Source organism: Pseudoalteromonas sp. APM04 (assembly GCF_022809815.1).
GTDB lineage: Bacteria > Pseudomonadota > Gammaproteobacteria > Enterobacterales > Alteromonadaceae > Pseudoalteromonas > Pseudoalteromonas marina.
The window spans coordinates 2,004,743-2,023,699 of record NZ_CP094441.1 but is presented as its reverse complement, the minus strand read 5'-3'; the positions used below and the strand labels follow the sequence as shown (position 1 = coordinate 2,023,699).

The 18,957-nt window shown below is 41.0% G+C and carries 18 protein-coding genes; 16 read left to right on the top strand and 2 right to left on the bottom strand.

Features of this window, described 5'->3' with window-relative positions:
• Positions 1-2 precede the first annotated feature (2 nt).
• A complete protein-coding gene (gene prpF / locus MTP24_RS09415) occupies positions 3-1,172 on the top strand; it encodes a 2-methylaconitate cis-trans isomerase PrpF (protein WP_243530838.1) in 1,170 nt (389 codons plus the stop codon).
• A gap of 101 nt (positions 1,173-1,273) precedes the next feature.
• Here prpF and glp read toward each other — a convergent pair whose 3' ends face one another.
• On the bottom strand, positions 1,274-2,491 hold the full coding sequence (gene glp / locus MTP24_RS09410) for a gephyrin-like molybdotransferase Glp (protein ID WP_243530836.1): 1,218 nt from the start codon (positions 2,489-2,491) through the stop codon (positions 1,274-1,276).
• 42 nt (positions 2,492-2,533) lie between these two features.
• On the opposite strand from glp, the gene modA reads away from it, so the two are divergent.
• The 3 genes from modA to MTP24_RS09395 are packed head-to-tail and all read left to right on the top strand — an operon-like array spanning position 2,534 to position 4,980.
• Complete coding sequence (modA, locus tag MTP24_RS09405) at positions 2,534-3,286, top strand: molybdate ABC transporter substrate-binding protein (RefSeq protein ID WP_243530834.1); 753 nt, start codon at positions 2,534-2,536, stop codon at positions 3,284-3,286.
• Positions 3,273-3,950 carry a molybdate ABC transporter permease subunit gene (gene modB, locus MTP24_RS09400; RefSeq protein ID WP_006794381.1) on the top strand — a complete coding sequence of 226 codons (678 nt, stop codon included), beginning with the start codon at positions 3,273-3,275 and terminating at the stop codon, positions 3,948-3,950. The genes modA and modB overlap by 14 nt, the downstream gene beginning before the upstream one ends.
• 1 nt (position 3,951) lies before the next feature.
• On the top strand, positions 3,952-4,980 hold the full coding sequence (locus tag MTP24_RS09395) for an ATP-binding cassette domain-containing protein (protein WP_243530832.1): 1,029 nt from the start codon (positions 3,952-3,954) through the stop codon (positions 4,978-4,980).
• 13 nt (positions 4,981-4,993) lie between these two features.
• On the opposite strand, the gene moeB is transcribed toward MTP24_RS09395, so the two are convergent.
• A complete protein-coding gene (gene moeB / locus MTP24_RS09390; protein ID WP_243530830.1) occupies positions 4,994-5,749 on the bottom strand; it encodes a molybdopterin-synthase adenylyltransferase MoeB in 756 nt (251 codons plus the stop codon).
• 288 nt (positions 5,750-6,037) lie between these two features.
• On the opposite strand from moeB, the gene MTP24_RS09385 reads away from it, so the two are divergent.
• From MTP24_RS09385 to MTP24_RS09330, 12 genes are all read left to right on the top strand, one after another.
• The gene (locus MTP24_RS09385) at positions 6,038-7,507 is read left to right on the top strand and encodes a NarK family nitrate/nitrite MFS transporter (protein WP_243530828.1); all 1,470 of its coding nucleotides are present in this window, start codon (positions 6,038-6,040) and stop codon (positions 7,505-7,507) included.
• Between the two features lie 9 nt (positions 7,508-7,516).
• Positions 7,517-9,256 (top strand): bifunctional protein-serine/threonine kinase/phosphatase, encoded by a 1,740-nt coding sequence (locus MTP24_RS09380; protein WP_243530826.1) that lies wholly within the window; start codon positions 7,517-7,519, stop codon positions 9,254-9,256.
• 9 nt (positions 9,257-9,265) lie between these two features.
• Positions 9,266-10,459 carry an alginate export family protein gene (locus MTP24_RS09375; RefSeq protein ID WP_243530824.1) on the top strand — a complete coding sequence of 398 codons (1,194 nt, stop codon included), beginning with the start codon at positions 9,266-9,268 and terminating at the stop codon, positions 10,457-10,459.
• A gap of 227 nt (positions 10,460-10,686) precedes the next feature.
• The gene (locus tag MTP24_RS09370) at positions 10,687-12,213 is read left to right on the top strand and encodes an FAD-dependent oxidoreductase (protein ID WP_243530822.1); all 1,527 of its coding nucleotides are present in this window, start codon (positions 10,687-10,689) and stop codon (positions 12,211-12,213) included.
• Positions 12,214-12,234: 21 nt separating this feature from the next.
• Complete coding sequence (locus MTP24_RS09365; RefSeq protein WP_243530820.1) at positions 12,235-14,925, top strand: nitrate reductase; 2,691 nt, start codon at positions 12,235-12,237, stop codon at positions 14,923-14,925.
• A 16-nt stretch (positions 14,926-14,941) separates the two neighbouring features.
• Entirely contained in the window at positions 14,942-15,913 is a 972-nt protein-coding gene (moaA, locus tag MTP24_RS09360) for a GTP 3',8-cyclase MoaA (RefSeq protein ID WP_010556324.1), read from the top strand.
• 1 nt (position 15,914) lies between these two features.
• Entirely contained in the window at positions 15,915-16,541 is a 627-nt protein-coding gene (locus MTP24_RS09355; RefSeq protein ID WP_243530818.1) for a molybdenum cofactor guanylyltransferase, read from the top strand.
• Positions 16,538-17,077, top strand: a complete 540-nt coding sequence (gene moaB / locus MTP24_RS09350; protein WP_004587753.1) for a molybdenum cofactor biosynthesis protein B — start codon at positions 16,538-16,540, stop codon at positions 17,075-17,077. The genes MTP24_RS09355 and moaB overlap by 4 nt, the downstream gene beginning before the upstream one ends.
• Position 17,078: 1 nt before the next feature.
• Positions 17,079-17,549, top strand: a complete 471-nt coding sequence (moaC, locus tag MTP24_RS09345; protein WP_006794371.1) for a cyclic pyranopterin monophosphate synthase MoaC — start codon at positions 17,079-17,081, stop codon at positions 17,547-17,549.
• Positions 17,527-17,826 (top strand): MoaD/ThiS family protein, encoded by a 300-nt coding sequence (locus MTP24_RS09340; protein ID WP_006794370.1) that lies wholly within the window; start codon positions 17,527-17,529, stop codon positions 17,824-17,826. Before moaC ends, MTP24_RS09340 begins: the two co-directional genes overlap by 23 nt.
• Positions 17,826-18,305, top strand: a complete 480-nt coding sequence (gene moaE, locus MTP24_RS09335; RefSeq protein WP_243530815.1) for a molybdopterin synthase catalytic subunit MoaE — start codon at positions 17,826-17,828, stop codon at positions 18,303-18,305. Before MTP24_RS09340 ends, moaE begins: the two co-directional genes overlap by 1 nt.
• Positions 18,306-18,950 carry an MOSC domain-containing protein gene (locus tag MTP24_RS09330; RefSeq protein ID WP_243530813.1) on the top strand — a complete coding sequence of 215 codons (645 nt, stop codon included), beginning with the start codon at positions 18,306-18,308 and terminating at the stop codon, positions 18,948-18,950.
• The last annotated feature ends 7 nt before the right edge of the window (positions 18,951-18,957 follow it).

The window sequence follows — 18,957 nt, the reverse complement described above, 5'->3', positions numbered from 1 at the left end:
AAATGTTTAAACCACAAATAAAAGTGCCGGCAACCTATATGCGTGGCGGCACGAGTAAAGGTGTGTTTTTTAATTTAACCGATTTGCCAAAGCCTGCCCAAGTGGCAGGTGAGGCGCGCGATAACTTATTACTTCGTGTTATTGGCAGCCCCGACCCTTACGGAAAACAAACCGATGGCATGGGTGGTGCTACATCAAGCACCAGTAAAACGGTCATTTTAAGTAAAAGTGAGCAAGCCAATCACGATGTAGATTATTTATTTGGGCAAGTCGCTATTGATAAAGCCTTTGTTGATTGGAGCGGTAACTGCGGTAACTTAACTTCGGCAGTGGGTGCGTTTGCTATTAGTAATGGCTTAGTTGATAAAAACCGCGTGCCCGAAAATGGCATTGCTATTGTGCGTGTGTGGCAGGCCAATATTAAAAAAAGCATTTTAGTGCATGTACCAATGACTAATGGCGAAGTGCAAGAAACCGGAGACTTTGAGCTTGACGGTGTTACGTTCCCAGCGGCTGAGGTAAAGCTTGAGTTTGTAGACCCTGCTGATGGGGATGGGGCTTTATTTCCAACGGGTAATGTTGTTGACGATTTAGAGGTGCCAGATGTTGGCACACTAGAGGCGACGATGATTAATGCGGGTATTCCAACTATTTTTATTAATGCTGAAGATATTGGTTATACCGGGACTGAGCTTCAAGACGACATTAACAATGATGACGCTGCGCTTAAAAAGCTTGAAACAATACGTGCTTATGGCGCTGTTAAAATGGGCTTAATTACTAATGTAAATGAAGCACAGGCACGCCAGCACACACCCAAAGTGGCGTTTGTTGCTAAACCTGTTGCGTATAATGCATCAAGCGGTAAACACATAGATGCGGACAGTATTAATTTATTAGTACGTGCTATGTCGATGGGTAAATTACACCATGCCATGATGGGAACAGCCGCAGTTGCTATTGGCACTGCAGCGGCTATAGAAGGTACGTTAGTTAATTTAGCTGCAGGTGGTGGCGCATTGAGTGAAGTGAATTTTGGTCACCCCTCGGGCACGTTAAAAGTAGGCGCTGAAGCTAAAAAGATTAATGGAGACTGGCAAGTTACTAAAGCGAGTATGAGCCGAAGCGCCAGAGTATTGATGGAAGGGGTTGTAAGAGTTCCTCAAAGCTAGATAATTATCACCATGGGCTACTTGGTATTTTAAAGGATATAAAAGGCTCTATCTTAAATTAGTTTTTGTTAAAGCTAGGCTATTAATAGCCTAGCTTTTTACTATTTAAGCAGTTCTATTTCAACAGTTTCGCCTTGTGCAATGTTTCCACTTTGTGCAGGGACTACAATTAAACAGTTAGCTTTACTAAGAGACGACAGTACGCCTGAGCCTTGTTTTTCAACAGGTGTGACAACAAGGTTGTTGTTTTCGTCGTTACTGGCAATACCACGTTGAAAGTCTGTTCGGCCTGGGCGCTTTTTAATTTGTTGAGTTGTGACTGCTTTTAAACGAATTGTGGGTTTAGGCTCATTGCCAGATAGTTTGGTCAATGCTGGTTTTACAAGTCGCTCAAGCGTAACGGCTGCAGAAACTGGATTGCCAGGTAGACCAAAAAAGTAGCTATTAGGCAATTTACCAAAGGCAAATGGTTTGCCTGGTTTCATGGCTATTTTCCAAAAGTGTATATCGCCAATGTCGTTCAGTACTTCTTTTGTGAAGTCGGCTTCACCGACCGATACACCACCAGAGCTAATAACGGCATCGGCTTGCTCGTCCGCTTTTAAAAAGGTTTTTTGAATAAGCGCTTTATCATCGGGAATAATGCCAAAATCAATCACCTCTATATTTGGATTATTAAGCTCGCTAATAATGACAGCGCGATTACTTTCATAAATAGCGCCAGCAGGAAGTGCATTACCTGGCTCTATTAGTTCGTCTCCTGTTGAGAACACGGCTACTTTGAGTGTTTGGTAAACGTTTACTTCGTTAATACCAATAGAGGCTAATAATCCAACGTCTACGCCTTTAAGCTTTCTGCCTGCTTTTAATACCACACTGTTTTTTGCAATATCTTCACCTGCAAAACGGACATTGTTATTGTGCTCAATAGTGCCTGTAAAAGTAATTTCATCGTTATTTACAGTGGCATTTTCTTGCATAACAACGGCGTTAGCACCTGCTGGAAGTGCTGCACCGGTCATAATTCTTACGCATTGACCGGGCGTTAGCGTTTTGTCGAAGGTTTGACCCGCAAATACACTGCCTATTTGCGTGTAGGTGGTTAGGCCGTCGCTAATACACAATGCATAGCCGTCCATCGCAGAGTTGTCATGTGCGGGCACATTAATTGTTGATTGAACATCAGTAGCCAAAATTCGGCCAACACTACTCATTACGGGTATTGTTTCGGCATGCTTATTAAAGCTAATTGCATCTAACATATTACTGATTGCGGTTTCTATTGGTAATAAACCGGGTGCATTGCAAACATCGTTCATATATATTGCTTACTTAATTCATTTATTAAAACAATACTTACAATGTCAAAGCTTTACAATACATGGCTGGGTTATTTTTTGTTTGGTATTTGCGTGTTTTCAAGCTCGTTAAACGCAAAAGAAACAATACATGTTGCGGTGGCAAGTAATTTTAAAACCGTGTTACAAACTTTACTGCAAGACTCCCCAATACCGGGTATACAAGTAAAAATATCAGCGGCTTCTAGCGGTGTTTTATATTCTCAAATTGTACATGGAGCGCCGTTTGATGTGTTTTTATCGGCTGACGATGTACGCCCGCAAGCTTTAATAAAAGAAGGATTTGCTAGTCAAAGTAGCTTAATTACCTACGCACTTGGTGAACTTGCTGTGTGGCAGCCCAATGCTAATAGAGTAAATAATAAAGTGGCGATAGCTAATCCGCGTTTTTCACCTTATGGGCAGGCGTCTGAGTTTTACGCGAATGCCAATTTTAAAAAGCCAATAAATTATGTGTATGGTAATAATATTACGCAAGCTTTTCAGTTTGTTCAAAGTGGGAATGCATCTGTAGGGGTCGTGGCTGTCTCTACATTAAAAATGGCGTTTAATAATAGCCAGGACCCACAGTATTTGTCGTACAAGTTAATACCGCTTAGCGAGTATCCCGAAATTATTCAACAGGGGGTTATTATTAAATCGAGTAAAAAACTGGCAAGCGCTCAAAAGCTTATGGACTTTTTAATGACCAGTAGCACTCAACTTAAGCTTGTTGAACTAGGGTATAGAACAAAGGATAGCAATGCTTCAAAGTGATTTAACAGCACTGTGGCTGACGGTAAAGTTAGCTTTTATAACGGCTGTGTTGCTGCTTGTTTTTTGTATTCCTGTTGCATACAAACTAGCGGGGTACAAAGGTAAATTTAAACCGTTTTTAGAAGCGCTTATTGCAATGCCGTTAGTATTGCCACCGACCTTGCTTGGTTTTTATCTACTGGTTTTATTTTCGCCCACCCATGCTTTTGGGCAATTTTGGTTTTGGCTAACAGGTACCCAGCTTGCGTTTAGTTTTCAGGGTGTTGTTATTGGTTCGCTTTTTTATTCTTTGCCGTTTGTAATGCAACCCTTAGTTGCAGGGTTTAAGCAGATTAACCACACCTATAACGAGGCTGCAATTGCCTTGGGTTTGAGCCACTTTAAGCGTTTTTTTTACTTAATATTGCCGTTGTTAAAACCTAGTATTGGTAGTGCATTTGCACTGGGGTTTGCGCATACGCTCGGGGAGTTTGGCTTAGTGCTGATGATTGGTGGCAATATACAAGGAGAAACACAGGTTGTTTCTATTGCTTTGTACGACCATGTTGAGTCGTTAAACTATGCAGCGGCGCATCAGCTTTCGCTTATTTTACTGGCTATTTCATTTGCGTGTTTAGTGCTGTTATTTAAATTTAATAAAAGCATAGTGGGGGTTAAGCAATAATATGATTAAGTTAGCCCTTTATAAATCGCTAAACAACTTTGATTTAGACATAAACCTTCACCTTGAATCTTTTACTATTGCGGGAATTTTTGGTCCATCGGGCTCGGGTAAGTCCACCTTGCTACGTTGTATTAGTGGCCTTGAAGGTGAGCAGAGTGTTTATATTAATAATAAATCGGTACATCATTTACCAACTGAGCAACGCGGTGTTACGTTGCAAGTTCAGTCCTGCCCATTATTTCCGCATTTGGATGTAGCAGGTAATTTAGCGTTTACACAAAAGCATTGTTTTAATAGGCAAACTGACTTAACTGAACAAAAAGTTATTGATGCACTTGAGTTACACCCCTTACTTAAACGCAACGTTCAAAGCTTGTCTGGCGGGGAGCGCCAACGGGTGGTGTTTGCACGGACGTTGTTGGCAGGTCAAAAATTAATTATTTTAGATGAGCCATTTAGCGCACTTGATTGGCCGCTGCGCTTTAAAACACTCTCAACATTAAGTGAATTGGCGGCAACGTTTACTATTAAATTTATTATAGTGAGCCACTCGTTAAAAGAGCTATTATTTTGTTGCGATACCCTGGTGCAGCTTAATAAGGGTAAAGTAATTAACCATGGCCCGAGTGCGCAGGTGGCTAAAGCTATTTACGCTAATAATAAACAAGCACCGCTGAGCTTAATTAACTTTAAAATCATTACATTTGATGAAAAATACGGTGTGTATTTGCTTAAACTCCACAAAAGCGAGCAGCAGCTATTTGCATTACCCAGCGCTGTAGAGCAAGGAAATAAACTTATATTAGAGTGTGAGCAAATATCGGTAAGTGCAGAAATGCCATTAAACACAAATAACAGCAATGTTTTAATATCTACGCTGCACAGTGCAGAACTTATAGATAAAACATGGCAACTTACGCTAGATGTAGACGGGCAAAGCTTGTATTGCTTACTTTCACCAAGAGTATGGGATCAAAAAAACTATAAAGTAGGCGATACACTTTATGCGACTATTCATAATCTAGAGTAGTGTAAAGTGGGTTTTAGCTGCACGTAGCACAATGACTGTTTTTTGTGATTTTAAAGCGACTAAACTCCATACTCAAACCATCAACCAGCAGTAAATGTTCGCTCAACCCGCTTGGTAATCCAGCAAGCATTTTTAACGCTTCAGTGGCCTGAATACTGCCAATTAATCCTACAATGGGCGATAGCACGCCTGATTCTGAGCAGCTTTGTGTTTGATCAGACATAAACTGCGATAAACACTCATAACAGTGGCTATTTTCTTGCATCGTAAAACAGGCAACTTGGCCTTCCATTCTAATTGCAGCGCCCGATACTAGTGGGGTTTTTGTTTTATAACAGGCTGTGTTTAATACATTACGTGTAGTTAAGTTATCAGAGCAATCAATGACTATATCAATATTTTTTAATAGCTCGTCAAGCTTTGACTTTTCATCTAAAAATGCATCGATTGTATGTATATCTATTTCATTATTTAAGCTAGCTAGCTGCGCTTTAGCGGCGTGTGTTTTTAAGCTTCCCACATCTGTTTGTTTGTAAAGCACCTGCCTTTGCAAGTTTGTAGCATCAACCACGTCGTTATCTACAAGCGTTAATGTTCCCACACCTGAGGCAGCTAAGTACTGTGCAACCGGGCAGCCTAAGCCACCTAAACCTACTATAAGCGCATGAGATTGCCATATTTTTTCTTGCCCCTCTATATCTAATTTAGGAAGCATTATGTGGCGCGAGTAGCGTAGTTGTTGTTGGTAAGTCAGGGCTGGTTTAGTCATTAGCGGCTTCTCATTATTTTTATACACAATAGCAATTTTTAGAATATGTGGGCAAGAACGCGGTTAAAAGTAATTGCACTGTTAGTGCTCACATTGATTACCTTAACAGTGCAAATGAAAATTATAACGAATTAGAAAAAACATAAGTTATTGATTTTTAATAAAATAAATTATTGGCTCACTAATTGCTCAGCATGGTTAACGTGAAATTAACAAATATAGCAGTGTAATTAATAACAAAGTAGTAACTGCTATAAATAACTACAAACGTAACTAAGGAAAAATAACATGCAACCGAGTACTGGGTTTAATCTCATATCGTTTAGCGGAAAAATGAAAATACTGCATTTAAGCTGGATGGTGTTTTTTATCTCATTTTTTGTCTGGTTTAACCATGCGCCATTATTAGGCGCTATAGCGGGTTCGCTAGGTATTACTATGGCACAAGTAAAAACGCTACTTATTTTAAATGTGGCACTAACCATTCCTGCTCGCGTGGTTGTGGGCATGTTAACTGATAAATTTGGGCCTCGCATCGTTTATGCAGCTTTACTCATTACGTGTAGTATCCCATGTTTTATGTTTGCGATGGCCACCACGTTTGAGCAAGCCGCTATCGCGCGTTTTGCACTTGGCTTTATTGGTGCGGGTTTTGTTGTGGGCATTCGTATGGTGAGCGAGTGGTTCCCGGCAAACGAGTTGGGTACAGCAGAAGGTATTTACGGTGGTTGGGGTAATTTTGGCTCGGCAGCTGCTGCTATGCTATTGCCTGTATTAGCGCTTATGTTTGGCGGTGACGATGGCTGGCGTTATGCGATAGGCCTAACCGGTGTATTAAGTGTCATTTTTGGTGTTATTTGGTACATCAGCGTAACTGACACGCCAAAAGGTGGCACTTACTTTAAACCAAAAAAAGTAGGAGCAATGGAAGTAACCAGCAAAGGCGACTTTGTACTACTTCTTATAATGAAGCTACCTATGTACGGTGCTTTAGCACTACTTACTTGGAAGCTTTCTCCTACTGGTGCAAATTTACTTTCTGAAAATTTTGTTATTGGTACATATGTATTTTTGGTGCTGCTTTATCTTTACGAAGTTTATAAAACGTACGACATAAACGGCCATATTTTTAAGCAACCTGTTCCTGAATCACATCGTTACGAATTTAAACAAGTTGCAGTTTTAAATATTCTTTATTTTACAACGTTTGGCTCAGAGCTTGCCGTTGTATCTATGTTGCCATTATTTTTTAGTGAGGTGTTTGGCCTTGATATGGTATACGCAGGTTTGCTTGCATCAGCGTATGCGTTTATGAACTTAGCTTCTCGCCCGGGTGGTGGTTGGATCTCAGATAGAATGGGTCGTCGTAAAACACTTATTGTACTTACCACAGGCTTAGCTGTAGGTTATTTTGTTATGGGCTTAGTTGACGCTAGCTGGCCGCTTTGGCTTGCAGTTGCAGCTGCCATGGCGTGTTCGTTTTTTGTGCAAGCAGGGGAAGGGGCTGTATTTGCCGCTGTGCCACTTATTAAACGCCGTTTAACTGGGCAAATTGCAGGTATGACGGGAGCTTACGGTAATGTAGGGGCTGTTGTATATTTAACGGCGCTCTCATTAGTTGATTACCAAACATTCTTTATGATTATTGCGGCAAGTGCATTGTTAGGTTTAGGTGCATTATTTTTCATGAAAGAACCTGATGGCCACATAACTGAAGTAAACGAAGATGGCACCGTTGAACTTATTTCTGTGACTTAAGGCATACTAATGTTTGATGAAACCCAAAAAGCCAGCGCACTTACAAACGAACTTAACATTGAGTTTGGTGGGCACAGTAGCAAAGGTATAAAAACCGAAAACCAAGATGCGTTTGCTGCTCTTAATACTCAAGCGCAAGAAAAAGAGTCAAAAGGGGTTATTGCCTGCTTGGCCGATGGGTGTTCATCAGCAAAAAATGCTAAACAAGCTTCACAGTTATCGGTAACGCACTTTATAAATGAGTATTTAAATACACCGCCAAGTTGGGCCGTTAAAAAGTCTGTATCTAAGGTATTGGCCAGTTTAAATCAGTGGCTGTATTCGCAATCGGTTAACTACAATCACCTTGGTCAACGCCAAGCAGATTGGATGACCACGTTTACAGCGCTTATTTTAAAATCGGCCACGGGTTATATTTTTCATTTAGGTGATACCCGAATTACGCGGTTACGTGCAAAAAGTATGGAGGCGATAACACGCGACCATAAAGTAAACGATACCCTAACGCGAGCTTTAGGCGCGCAGCTTCATCAAGAAATTGATGTATACGAGGTTGAACTTAAAGCTGATGATATTTATATACTTACCTGCGATGGTGTACACGATGTATTGCCATACAGTGATATACAAAAGCTAATTGATGAGCATACTAATTTAGAGCACGCAGCAAAAGCAGTGACAGAGCTTGCCATAGCAAGAGGCAGTGACGACAACGTAAGCTGCTTACTTGTAAAAGTGAATAGTATTGCAAAACAAAATTTAGACGAGTTATATCACTCTTTAACTAGGCGAAAAATTCCGCCACCGTTAAAAGTTGGCCAAAAAATTGATGACTTTACTGTTATCCGTGAATTACACGCTAGTAGCCGCTCGCACATTTATTTAGTGCAACAAACACCCGATATGCCGCCGGTTGTATTAAAAGCGCCTTCGGTAAATTTTGAAGACGATGTGCACTACCTTCAAGGCTTTATAAGAGAAGGCTGGGTGGGGCAACGTATTAATCATCCCAATGTAATGAAGGTTTTAAATACGCAATCGCAAAGCCCGTTTTTATATCATATTTGCGAATACATGGACGGGCAAACACTGAGTGATTGGAAGCATGATGTGCCGCATCCAGAAATTACCCAAGTGCGCAGTATTATTGAACAAATAGTACAAGCACTTAGAGCGTTTCAGCGTTTGGATATGGTGCACCGCGATTTAAAACTCGATAACGTGATGATAGACGCTCACGGCAAAGTAACATTAATCGATTACGGCACGGTGAGTGTTGCGGCTATGGATGAGTCGGTAAAGCAAATTGCTGATGATTGCCCGCAAGGTACGGTAGATTATACCGCACCAGAGACGCTTATCACTATGCACGCCGATTTTAAGAGTGATTTATTTTCGCTAGGCGTTGTTGCTTACGAATTATTATGTTCAAAATTGCCGTATCAGCCACTCGCGCATAATCATGTACCAAAAGATTACAGTCACTGGCAATACACAAGTATTCGTAAACACAGAGCAGATATCCCGTTTTGGTTAGATCAGGCTTTAATGAAAGCATTGGCTCCCAAACCCGAATTCAGATACCACGCATTTTCTGAATTTATAAGTGATATCAATAAACCTAATCCACATTTAAAAAGTACCGCCCCGAAAGACTCAATAATGAAACGCGATCCGGTTTTAGTCTGGAAAAGTATTTCGTTGTGTTTGTTTATAGCCTTGGTGTGTGTACTCATAATTAAAAACTAAGAGATAAACATGTTAAATCATAAAAAAAACTTACCTATTATTTTTATACTGGGTAGCTTAACTGCGCCTTCAATTAGTGTTGCAGCGCAAACCGATCTTAACTTTAGACTGCGTTTTGAAAGCGCAGAGCAAGATAACGCGTTAAAAGATGCAAGTAGCTTAACGCTGCGCACACGCCTTACTCACAAAACAGATGAAGTGAATGGTTTTTCTGCACTTATTGAAGTTGAAGACAGCCGAAGCCTGTTAGGTGTAGACGATTACAACAATACACTGGGTAAAAATACTAATTACTCAGTAATAGCCGACCCAGAAACCACAGAAGTAGATCAAGGTTTTATAAAATACGCGAAAGATGCGTTATCAATTAAAGTGGGTAGGCAAGTAATAGCGCTTGATGGACAGTGGTTTGTGGGCCACGTTGGCTTTAGACAAGACAGGCAAACTTTTGATGCGGCAACAGTCAATTACACGTTTAATGATATTAATTTGCACTATAGCTACATAAGCAAGCGCAACCGTATATTTGCCGAAAGCAAAGATATTGATTCATCCGATCACCTTATTAATGCAAGTTTTAAAACAAGCTTGGGTAAAGTGGTTTTATACAGTTATTTATTGAGTAACGACGCAGTAGATGATGACAGCTTAGATACTTATGGCGTTTCTTTTAGTGGGAATAAAACACTCAGCAATACTAAGGTTTACTATAAAGCAGAGTACGCCACGCAATCTGCATCAACGAGCATGAGTGATTTTGATGCTGATTATTATGCATTTGAAGGCGGCGTTGATTTAGCCGGTTTAGGTATTAAAAACGTGACACTAAAAGCCGGTATTGAGTCACTGGGCTCTGATAATGGCGATTATGGTTTTGCTACGCCGCTTGCCACTATGCATAAATTTAATGGCTGGGCTGATACGTTTTTAGCAACGCCTGCACAAGGGCTTGATGACACTTATGTAAGCTTAAATGGTAAAGCCTTTGACGGTAAATGGTTAGTTGCTTATCACAGCTTTGATGCAAACGATAATGCAAATGGCGTTGATGATTTAGGCTCAGAGCTAAACGTGCAATACGTTAAGCCTATTAATAAAACCTATGCCGTTGGCGCTAAATATGCCGATTATTCAGCAGGCGATAGCGCTGCAGGCAAAGTTGATACCCAAAAACTATGGGTGTGGGTGAGCGCTAAATTTTAAGTATTTAACCAGAGCTCTGGTTATTGAATTTAAAGCGTTACAAGTTGGTGCAATAGCGCCAGCTTGTGGTGCTTTCACTTCTTTTTTACTGCACTAATTTGGTTAAGTCACTGTAATATATTGATTATATATCTGGCTTGCATATTGCTATAACAACTACATAACAAATTATACGTTTGAAGTACTCATTTATGCATTGAGTACTTTGAACAAAATAGGTGATTTTAATGCCAAGCAAGCAGCGTGTTGTCGTCGTAGGAAACGGGATGGTTGGGCATCATTTTGTACAGCAGCTAGTATCGCAGCAAGGTGATAACAAAAATGTTGATATTACTGTGCTCAGTGGTGAAGACCGCCTCGCTTATGACCGCGTTCAGCTCTCGTCATTTTTTAACGGCAAAACTGAAGGCGATTTAGCACTTACCTGCAGTAAAACCTATCAAGATTGGCAAGTTGGTTTCCATACTCATTCTAAAGTGGTTGATATTAACCGCGATGCAAAAAAGGTTACTACTGCAAAAGGCGAGTCATTTGAATACGACAAGCTAATACTGGCAACGGGTTCGTTTGCATTTGTGCCACCCATTCCAGGTAAAGATCGCGAGCATTGCCTCGTTTACAGAACCATTAACGATTTACACGCTATAAAAAAATCAGCACAAGGCAGTAAAGTCGGCGTTGTTATTGGTGGCGGTTTATTAGGATTAGAAGCTGCAAATGCGTTAAAGCAGCTTGGCTTGCAAACCCATGTAATAGAATTTGCACCTCAACTTATGGGCGTACAAATAGATGGTGCTGGTGGGCGATTACTTAAAAATAAAATTACTGAACTTGGCGTTAAAGTGCATACCTCAGTGGCTACAGAGCAAATTACTGAAGGTGAAAACAGCCGTTATAAAATGTGCTTTAAGGGTGGTCAAACCCTAGAAACCGACATGATAGTATTTTCGGCCGGTATTCGCCCATACGATAATTTAGCTCGCGAGTTTAATTTAGAAATAGGTGAGCGCGGCGGCATTGTAATAAACAACTATTGCCAAACGAGTGATAAAAACATATACGCAATAGGCGAATGCGCCCTTTGGAATAACTTTATTTTTGGTCTTGTAGCACCGGGCTACGCGATGGCAAAAGTAGCGGCGGGGCATGTTTTACAACAGCTGTCTTCAAACAAAGCTTTACACACTACCTCAAACAATTCCTCAAATAGTGCTGATGAATTTAGCGGCGCCGATATGAGCACCAAGCTTAAATTAATGGGTGTTGAAGTGGGCTCAATTGGTGATGCCCATGCACGCAGTGAAGGCGCAATTAGCTATTACTTTGAAGATCAGCCAAACGGTATTTACAAAAAAGTAGTCACTAATGAGCAAGGCAATAAGCTCATAGGTGCTGTACTGGTTGGCGATACCAGTGATTACGATAATTTATTGCAGTATCACTTAAATAGTATAGAGCTTAGTGTGCCCGCAGAGTCTTTAATAATGCCGCTTGCAGGTGACACGGGCGAGCTAAGTGCTGATGATTTACCAAGTGATGCCATTATTTGTGCGTGCCACAAAGTGACAAAACACACCATTGAACAAGCGGTTATAAAAGGCTATAGCGATTTAAATAAAGTGCAGCAAGCTACTAAAGCAAGTACGGGGTGTGGAGGCTGTGAAAAGCTAGTGCAAAGCGTTATTAGCAGTGCACTTAATAATAAAATAGCCACGCTAACCCCAGTAGATGAACCTGTATCACAGAGCGCTTAACACTCACAATAAGAGAGCAGTATGGAAACTTTAAACACTTGTTCAAACACGCCTTTGCTTAAACAAACTACCTGCGCTTATTGTGGTGTAGGCTGTGGGGTTGATATTTCATTATTAAATAATACCCCAACAAAACTTGAAGGCACGCGCGAGCACCCCGCTAATTTTGGCCGTTTATGTGTTAAAGGCACGCATTTGCTTGACACCACCGGCAGTGATAACCGCTTAACCTCGCCCCTTATTGATAACGAACCCGCTAGCTGGGATACGGCAACTGATTACGTTGCTAATAGATTTAACGCCATTATTAAAGAGCATGGGCCGGAATCTGTTGCGTTTTATGTATCGGGGCAGTTACTCACTGAGGATTACTACGTTGCCAATAAATTAATGAAAGGCTACATAGGTTCAGGCAATATAGATACAAACTCAAGGCTGTGTATGTCATCGGCGGTTGCCGGTTATAAACGTGCGTTTGGTGAGGACGTAGTACCATGTACCTACGACGATTTAGAGCAAACTGAGCTACTTATTTTAATTGGCTCAAATGCAGCTTGGACTCATCCGGTGCTTTACCAGCGTATGGAGCGCGCAAAAAAGCTTAATCCAAACATGAAAGTAGTGGTTATCGACCCGCGAAAAACTGATACAGCCGAACTTGCCGATACCTTTTTAAATATAAAACCAGGCAGCGACGCAGCACTTTATAACGGCTTACTTAATTATTTAAGTGAACATAACTATTTAGATACACAATTTATAAACGCGCATGCAAATGGCTTTGAATCAGCGCTTGTAGAGGCGAAAAAGTGGAGTGTAAAAGCGGTAAGTGACTTTTGTGATATTGACGCGCAGCTAGTCAGTGACTTTTACGCCTTATTTGCAAAAAGTCCAACCGCCATTAGTTTTTATTCAATGGGTATTAACCAATCAAGCTCAGGGGTTGATAAGTGTAATGCCATTATAAATGCGCATTTAGCGTCGGGTAAATTGTTAAAACCTGGCTGTGGACCGTTTTCAATAACTGGGCAACCTAATGCAATGGGTGGGCGTGAAGTAGGAGGCTTGGCAAATCAATTAGCAGCACATTTAGACATTGAAAACGAAGCTCATCAACAGTTAGTGCAGCGTTTTTGGCAATCACCAACAATAGCTAAAAAAGCAGGGTGTAATGCGATTGATATGTTTGATGAAATCGCCAAAGGAAAAATAAAAGCTATTTGGGTAATGGCAACCAATCCAATGGTAAGCTTACCTAATAACGCAGCAATACAACATGCACTTGAGCAATGTGAGCTGGTAGTTGTGTCTGACTGTATTGCCAAAAGTGATACGCTAAAATTTGCTAATGTGGCGTTTCCCTCAACCGGATGGGGCGAAAAAAACGGCACAGTAACTAACTCAGAGCGCAGAATATCAAGGCAACGCCCGCTAGTTGAGCCTTTCTCAGGAGCTAAAAACGATTGGCAAATAATGTGCTTAGTTGCCAAAAAAATGGGCTTTGAAGGATTTGATTTTACAGACCCCAGTGGAATTTTTGAAGAATGGGCACAACTTACTGATTTCGAAAATAATGGTGATAGGCTATTAAATTTATCAGCTTTAGTAGGGCTTTCGCAGCAGCAATACGATAACTTAAAACCCGTTATGTGGCCGGTACTAAAAAATGAGCCAAATAAAAACGGGCAGGTTTTTGTTAATAAACAATTTAGCACCGCAGATAAAAAAGCCCGCTTTATACCTATAACGCCCAAACTTCCTGTGCAACAAACGTCAAGCGATTACCCGTTTGTAATGAACTCAGGGCGAATACGCGATCAGTGGCATACAATGAGTCGCACCGGAAAAAGTACAGCCCTTTCTACTCATATAACGCGCCCATACATTGAAATAAACCCCATAGATGCCAGCAAATTAAACATAAAAGCAAACGATTTAATAACCGCTAATGCTAAAACTGGGCAGGTTACGGCTCATGCAAAAGTGACGGATGCTGTGCGTAAAGGTGAATGTTTTATGCCTATTCACTGGAACAAGCAATTTGCCTCATCCGCTACGGTAAGTGGGCTTTATCAATCGGTTGTTGACCCTATTTCGGGCCAGCCTGAATGTAAGCATGGTGCTGTTGATTTAGTTAAAGCGCAGTTTGCTCAGTACATGCAAATTTTTAGCAAAACAGAGCTTAAAATAACCAGTGATTTTTGGCTTAAAGTTAACGCAAGTAATTGTGTTAACTACCAGTTAGCGCTCAATGAGCCGCAAAATGATTTGCTTTATTATTGCCAAGCACTGACTGGGTTACAAGGGCAGTGGTCGGCAATGGGCAGTGCAAAAGCCATGCATATTCAATGTATTCAAAACGAGCAGTTAGTGTTTGTTGCGGTTGTTTCGTTAGCTCAAAAAGATATATCACTTGAGTGGATAAATCATTTATTTGCAGAGCCTTTAATAACCTTTAGCCAATTACAGTCATTGTTGTATGCCATGCCCGATGAAGAATTTACCCAAGGCGCGCAAGTATGTAGTTGCTTTAAAGTACGTGAGCAGCCCATTATAAATGCCATTAAATGTGGTGAAAATACAGTAGAAAAATTGGGGTCGAAACTAAAATGCGGCACTAACTGTGGTTCGTGTAAAACGCAGTTAAGCCAACTAATAAAGCAGCATACTACGCAAAATGCTAACAGTATTGATGTTGCAGTTGAAATGTAAATAAACAAGGAAGCATATGCTTAATGATCAATTTGGTCGGCAGTTTAACTATTTGCGCCTCTCAATTACCGATGTGTGTAATTTTAGTTGCACCTATTGTTTACCAAACGGGTATCAGTGCGATACCCCGCGTAACTTTTTAAATAAAAATGAAATAAACACCTTAGTAAATGCATTTGCTTCACTTGGCACAAAAAAAGTGCGCATTACGGGCGGTGAGCCGTGTTTACGCAGTGACGTAACCGATATTATAAAGCAGTGTAAAAACACCCCAGGCATAGAAAAAGTCGCCATAACAACCAATGGATTTAATTTATTTAATAAAATTGATGAGTTTTACAGTGCTGGCTTAGATGCGCTAAACATTAGTATAGATAGCTTAAACCCGAGCATGTTTAAATTAATTACAGGACACGACAAGCTAACCCATATTTTAAAAGGGATAGACCGGGCAATTGAGCTGGGTATAAAAGATATAAAAATAAATGCAGTGCTGGCTAAGCAATTTAATAAAAACCAATTAAATGATTTTTTAGACTGGGTAAAACATAAAAAAGTAACGGTACGCTTTATCGAATTAATGGAAACAGGTAATGGTGCCACCTTTTTTGAACAAAACCATTTAAGCGGGCAAAGTGTTAAAACGCAGCTTTTAGCACAAGGTTGGTTACAGGTAGTGAGAGGTAAATTAAACGGCCCTGCAGAAGAGTTTTGTCATCCTGATTTTGAGGGTCGCATTGGCTTAATTATGCCCTACAGTAAAGATTTTTGTAAAAGCTGTAACCGATTAAGAGTATCGTCACTAGGCAAACTACATTTGTGCTTGTTTGCCGAGCAAGGGATAGACTTACGCCCGCATTTAAATGCGCAAGATATGCCAGCCACTGTAAACGCGATTCAAGCAGCAATGGGCAATAAAACCATTAGCCATGAGCTTGATAAGCGCTTAACGGGCGCCACAACACATTTAGCTATGTTGGGCGGCTAAAATGAGTATTAGGGCTGTGTTCACGGGCGTTGTACTCGCTGGAGGGCAATCATCCAGAATGGGCAGCGATAAAGCCAACCTCATTTTAAAAAATAAAACATTACTGCAAAATGCATGTGAGTTATTAGCAGCAGCAGGAGCAAGTGATGTACTTATAAGCCGTAATGTACAAAGTGCTACTGCGCAATACATAGCAGATATATACCCAGGTTCTGGTCCGCTTGGCGGGATTTATTCAACTTTAATGGCGACAGAGCAAGATATACTTATCACCGCTGTTGATATGCCATTGCTTACTTGCACGTTGTTATCGCAAATTGCATCTGCAGCAAGCGTTAATCCCCACTTTCAAACAAATCAGCCACAAATACATGCGTGGCACTTTGAAAATGAACCGTTACCCCTGTATATTCGTAACACCCAAAGCGTTAAACGTCATTTAAAACAATTACTCATAAACGCAAATAGTCATAAGTCAATTAAACAGTTTACCCGTAGTATTGGTGTGCAAACGCTAAAATGTAATAAAGCGCACGCACTTGTTAATACCAATACACCGGCGCAATTTAAAGCTGTTAACGAACAATTTGACCAACACAAACCTAATTTATTGAGAAGAACCCTATGAGCCACACAACTGAGTCACAAATCGCATTAAACATTGCCGTAATGACAGTAAGCGATACACGCGATGAAATTACGGATACGTCAGGCCATTATTTAATTAAAGCCCTTACTGAAGCAGGCCATCACTTAGCGGATAAAGACATAGTTAAAGATGATGTTTATCAAATGCGAGCAGTTGCATCGCAGTGGATTGCCGATGACACCATTCACGCCATTTTAGTAACCGGTGGTACGGGCTTTACCGAGCGCGACTCAACACCAGAGGCATTTGCACCGCTGTTTGATAAAAGCGTAGATGGATTTGGTGAGCTATTTAGACATATTTCGTACGGTGAAATTGGTAACTCAACTATTCAATCGCGTGCGTTGGCAGGCCTTGCCAATAACACCGTTATTTTTTGTATGCCTGGCTCTACGGGCGCATGTAAAACAGCCTGGACAGGTATTATAAAAGATCAGTTAGACTCAATGCATAAGCCATGTAACTTTGCCCCGCATATTACTATTGGTAAAAAATGCGAATCGCGAGAGCAATAATATGCTGAGCCACGTAGACGAAAATGGCCAAGCAAACATGGTTGATGTATCGCTAAAAGAGGTCACCCTGCGCGATGCATCCGCCGAGGCCTACATTAAAATGAGCAAACAGGCTTTTGAGCAAGTGTTGCTTAATCAAAATAAAAAAGGTGACGTGCTTGGCGTTGCCCGTATTGCAGGTATTCAGGGCGCTAAAAAGTGCGCCGATTTAATTCCGCTTTGTCATCCGCTGGCACTGAGTAAAGTAGCCGTTGATTTTGAGCTTGATGAAGCACATAGCCAAATTAAAGTCACCAGCTACTGTAAATTAGCAGGTAAAACGGGTGTTGAAATGGAAGCACTCACCGCTGTATCTGTGGCGACCCTAACATTATTTGATATGTGTAAAGCCGCCGATCCGCTTATGGAAATACACGGTATGCGTGTAACGCAAAAAGCAGGGGGCAAGCATGGCAGCTGGCAGCGAGACTAATTTAAATAATACGAATGCAGCTGCAGGGCATGTTATCGTACTGTTTTTTGGCCAACTAAAAGAGCGGCTAAAGTGCGACAAGTTAACTGTTGATATAGCGCATACCCTTAGCATTAAAGCGTTTAAACACATGCTGGTTGAGCAAAATCCACATTGGCAAGCATGGCTTGAAGAGCGTGATGTATTGTGTGCGCTTAATCAAACTATGTCATCAAGCGACGAGCTTGTAAAAGCAGGGGATGAACTTGCTTTTTTCCCACCAGTGACAGGTGGCTAATGAGTATAAGCATTAACGTACAAACGCAGGATTTTTCAGTAGGCGAGCAACATGACGCACTTTGCAGTAATAACAAAAGTGATGGTGCCGTAGTGACGTTTACAGGGCTGGTGCGAGAATTTAGCAGCGGCGATAACGTAATCGCCCTTGAGCTTGAACACTACCCAGGGATGACAGAGCAACTACTGCAATCGATAGCCGAGCAAGCCCAAACACGCTGGCAACTTGCCCGCATAAGCATTATTCATCGAGTCGGTTATTTAGCCCTTGGTGAGCAAATTGTATTTGTTGGGGTAACCAGCCGCCACCGCCAAGCCGCGTTTGAAGGCGCACAATTCATAATGGATTACTTAAAAAACCACGCCACGTTTTGGAAAAAAGAGCATTTTAAAGACTCCTCAAACTGGGTTGAGTTTAAACAGAGCGACAAGCAAGCACTGGATAAATGGCAAAGTATCGAACAGGATGCAATTAAGTAAATGCATATAATCTCTACCAATATCTCTAAAATAAAAACGGTTGTGCATAACGGCAAAGAGGTCAAAACCGGTATTTTTAAAACGCCAACCAATGAGCCGGTTGTTATTGAAAAGCTAAATATAATAGGTGATGAGCAAGCCGATTTAGTTAATCACGGCGGTATTGATAAGGCGGTTTATGCGTTTTCGCACAATCATTATGATTACTGGAAACGCACCCTTAAAAATGATGATTTAGCTGTTGGTGCCTTTGGCGAAAACTTTACAATTTTAGAGCTTGATGAGAAAAATATTCATATAGGCGATCGTATTCGTGTAGGTACAGCACTACTTGAAGCAAGCCAGCCGCGAGTGCCGTGCTTTAAGCTTGCCATTGCACTTAATAATAAACAAAGCCTAAAACTGTTTACCCAGTATTACCACACGGGTGTTTATTTTAGAGTGCTTGAGCAAGGTGTTGCTAAAACGGGCGATGCCGTGACTATTGAACATAAAGCCAAACACAACATTTCGGTTAAAACGTTGTTTCAGGCGTTTTTTGATAAACAATACCCAGATTATGAAAGCATATTATTAGTAGCACTTGAACTCCCCGAGCTTGCACTTGAGTGGCAAACTAAAATTAAAAAGAAGCTTTCATTATAACTTCACC

Bases quoted from the DNA above. Each gene is read 5' to 3' on its own strand.
- prpF (WP_243530838.1), top strand. From the start codon at position 3: ATGTTTAAACCACAAATAAAAGTGCCGGCAACCTATATGCGTGGCGGC.
- glp (WP_243530836.1), bottom strand. From the start codon at position 2,491: ATGAACGATGTTTGCAATGCACCCGGTTTATTACCAATAGAAACCGCA.
- modA (WP_243530834.1), top strand. From the start codon at position 2,534: ATGTCAAAGCTTTACAATACATGGCTGGGTTATTTTTTGTTTGGTATT.
- modB (WP_006794381.1), top strand. From the start codon at position 3,273: ATGCTTCAAAGTGATTTAACAGCACTGTGGCTGACGGTAAAGTTAGCT.
- MTP24_RS09395 (WP_243530832.1), top strand. From the start codon at position 3,952: ATGATTAAGTTAGCCCTTTATAAATCGCTAAACAACTTTGATTTAGAC.
- moeB (WP_243530830.1), bottom strand. From the start codon at position 5,749: ATGACTAAACCAGCCCTGACTTACCAACAACAACTACGCTACTCGCGC.
- MTP24_RS09385 (WP_243530828.1), top strand. From the start codon at position 6,038: ATGCAACCGAGTACTGGGTTTAATCTCATATCGTTTAGCGGAAAAATG.
- MTP24_RS09380 (WP_243530826.1), top strand. From the start codon at position 7,517: ATGTTTGATGAAACCCAAAAAGCCAGCGCACTTACAAACGAACTTAAC.
- MTP24_RS09375 (WP_243530824.1), top strand. From the start codon at position 9,266: ATGTTAAATCATAAAAAAAACTTACCTATTATTTTTATACTGGGTAGC.
- MTP24_RS09370 (WP_243530822.1), top strand. From the start codon at position 10,687: ATGCCAAGCAAGCAGCGTGTTGTCGTCGTAGGAAACGGGATGGTTGGG.
- MTP24_RS09365 (WP_243530820.1), top strand. From the start codon at position 12,235: ATGGAAACTTTAAACACTTGTTCAAACACGCCTTTGCTTAAACAAACT.
- moaA (WP_010556324.1), top strand. From the start codon at position 14,942: ATGCTTAATGATCAATTTGGTCGGCAGTTTAACTATTTGCGCCTCTCA.
- MTP24_RS09355 (WP_243530818.1), top strand. From the start codon at position 15,915: ATGAGTATTAGGGCTGTGTTCACGGGCGTTGTACTCGCTGGAGGGCAA.
- moaB (WP_004587753.1), top strand. From the start codon at position 16,538: ATGAGCCACACAACTGAGTCACAAATCGCATTAAACATTGCCGTAATG.
- moaC (WP_006794371.1), top strand. From the start codon at position 17,079: ATGCTGAGCCACGTAGACGAAAATGGCCAAGCAAACATGGTTGATGTA.
- MTP24_RS09340 (WP_006794370.1), top strand. From the start codon at position 17,527: ATGGCAGCTGGCAGCGAGACTAATTTAAATAATACGAATGCAGCTGCA.
- moaE (WP_243530815.1), top strand. From the start codon at position 17,826: ATGAGTATAAGCATTAACGTACAAACGCAGGATTTTTCAGTAGGCGAG.
- MTP24_RS09330 (WP_243530813.1), top strand. From the start codon at position 18,306: ATGCATATAATCTCTACCAATATCTCTAAAATAAAAACGGTTGTGCAT.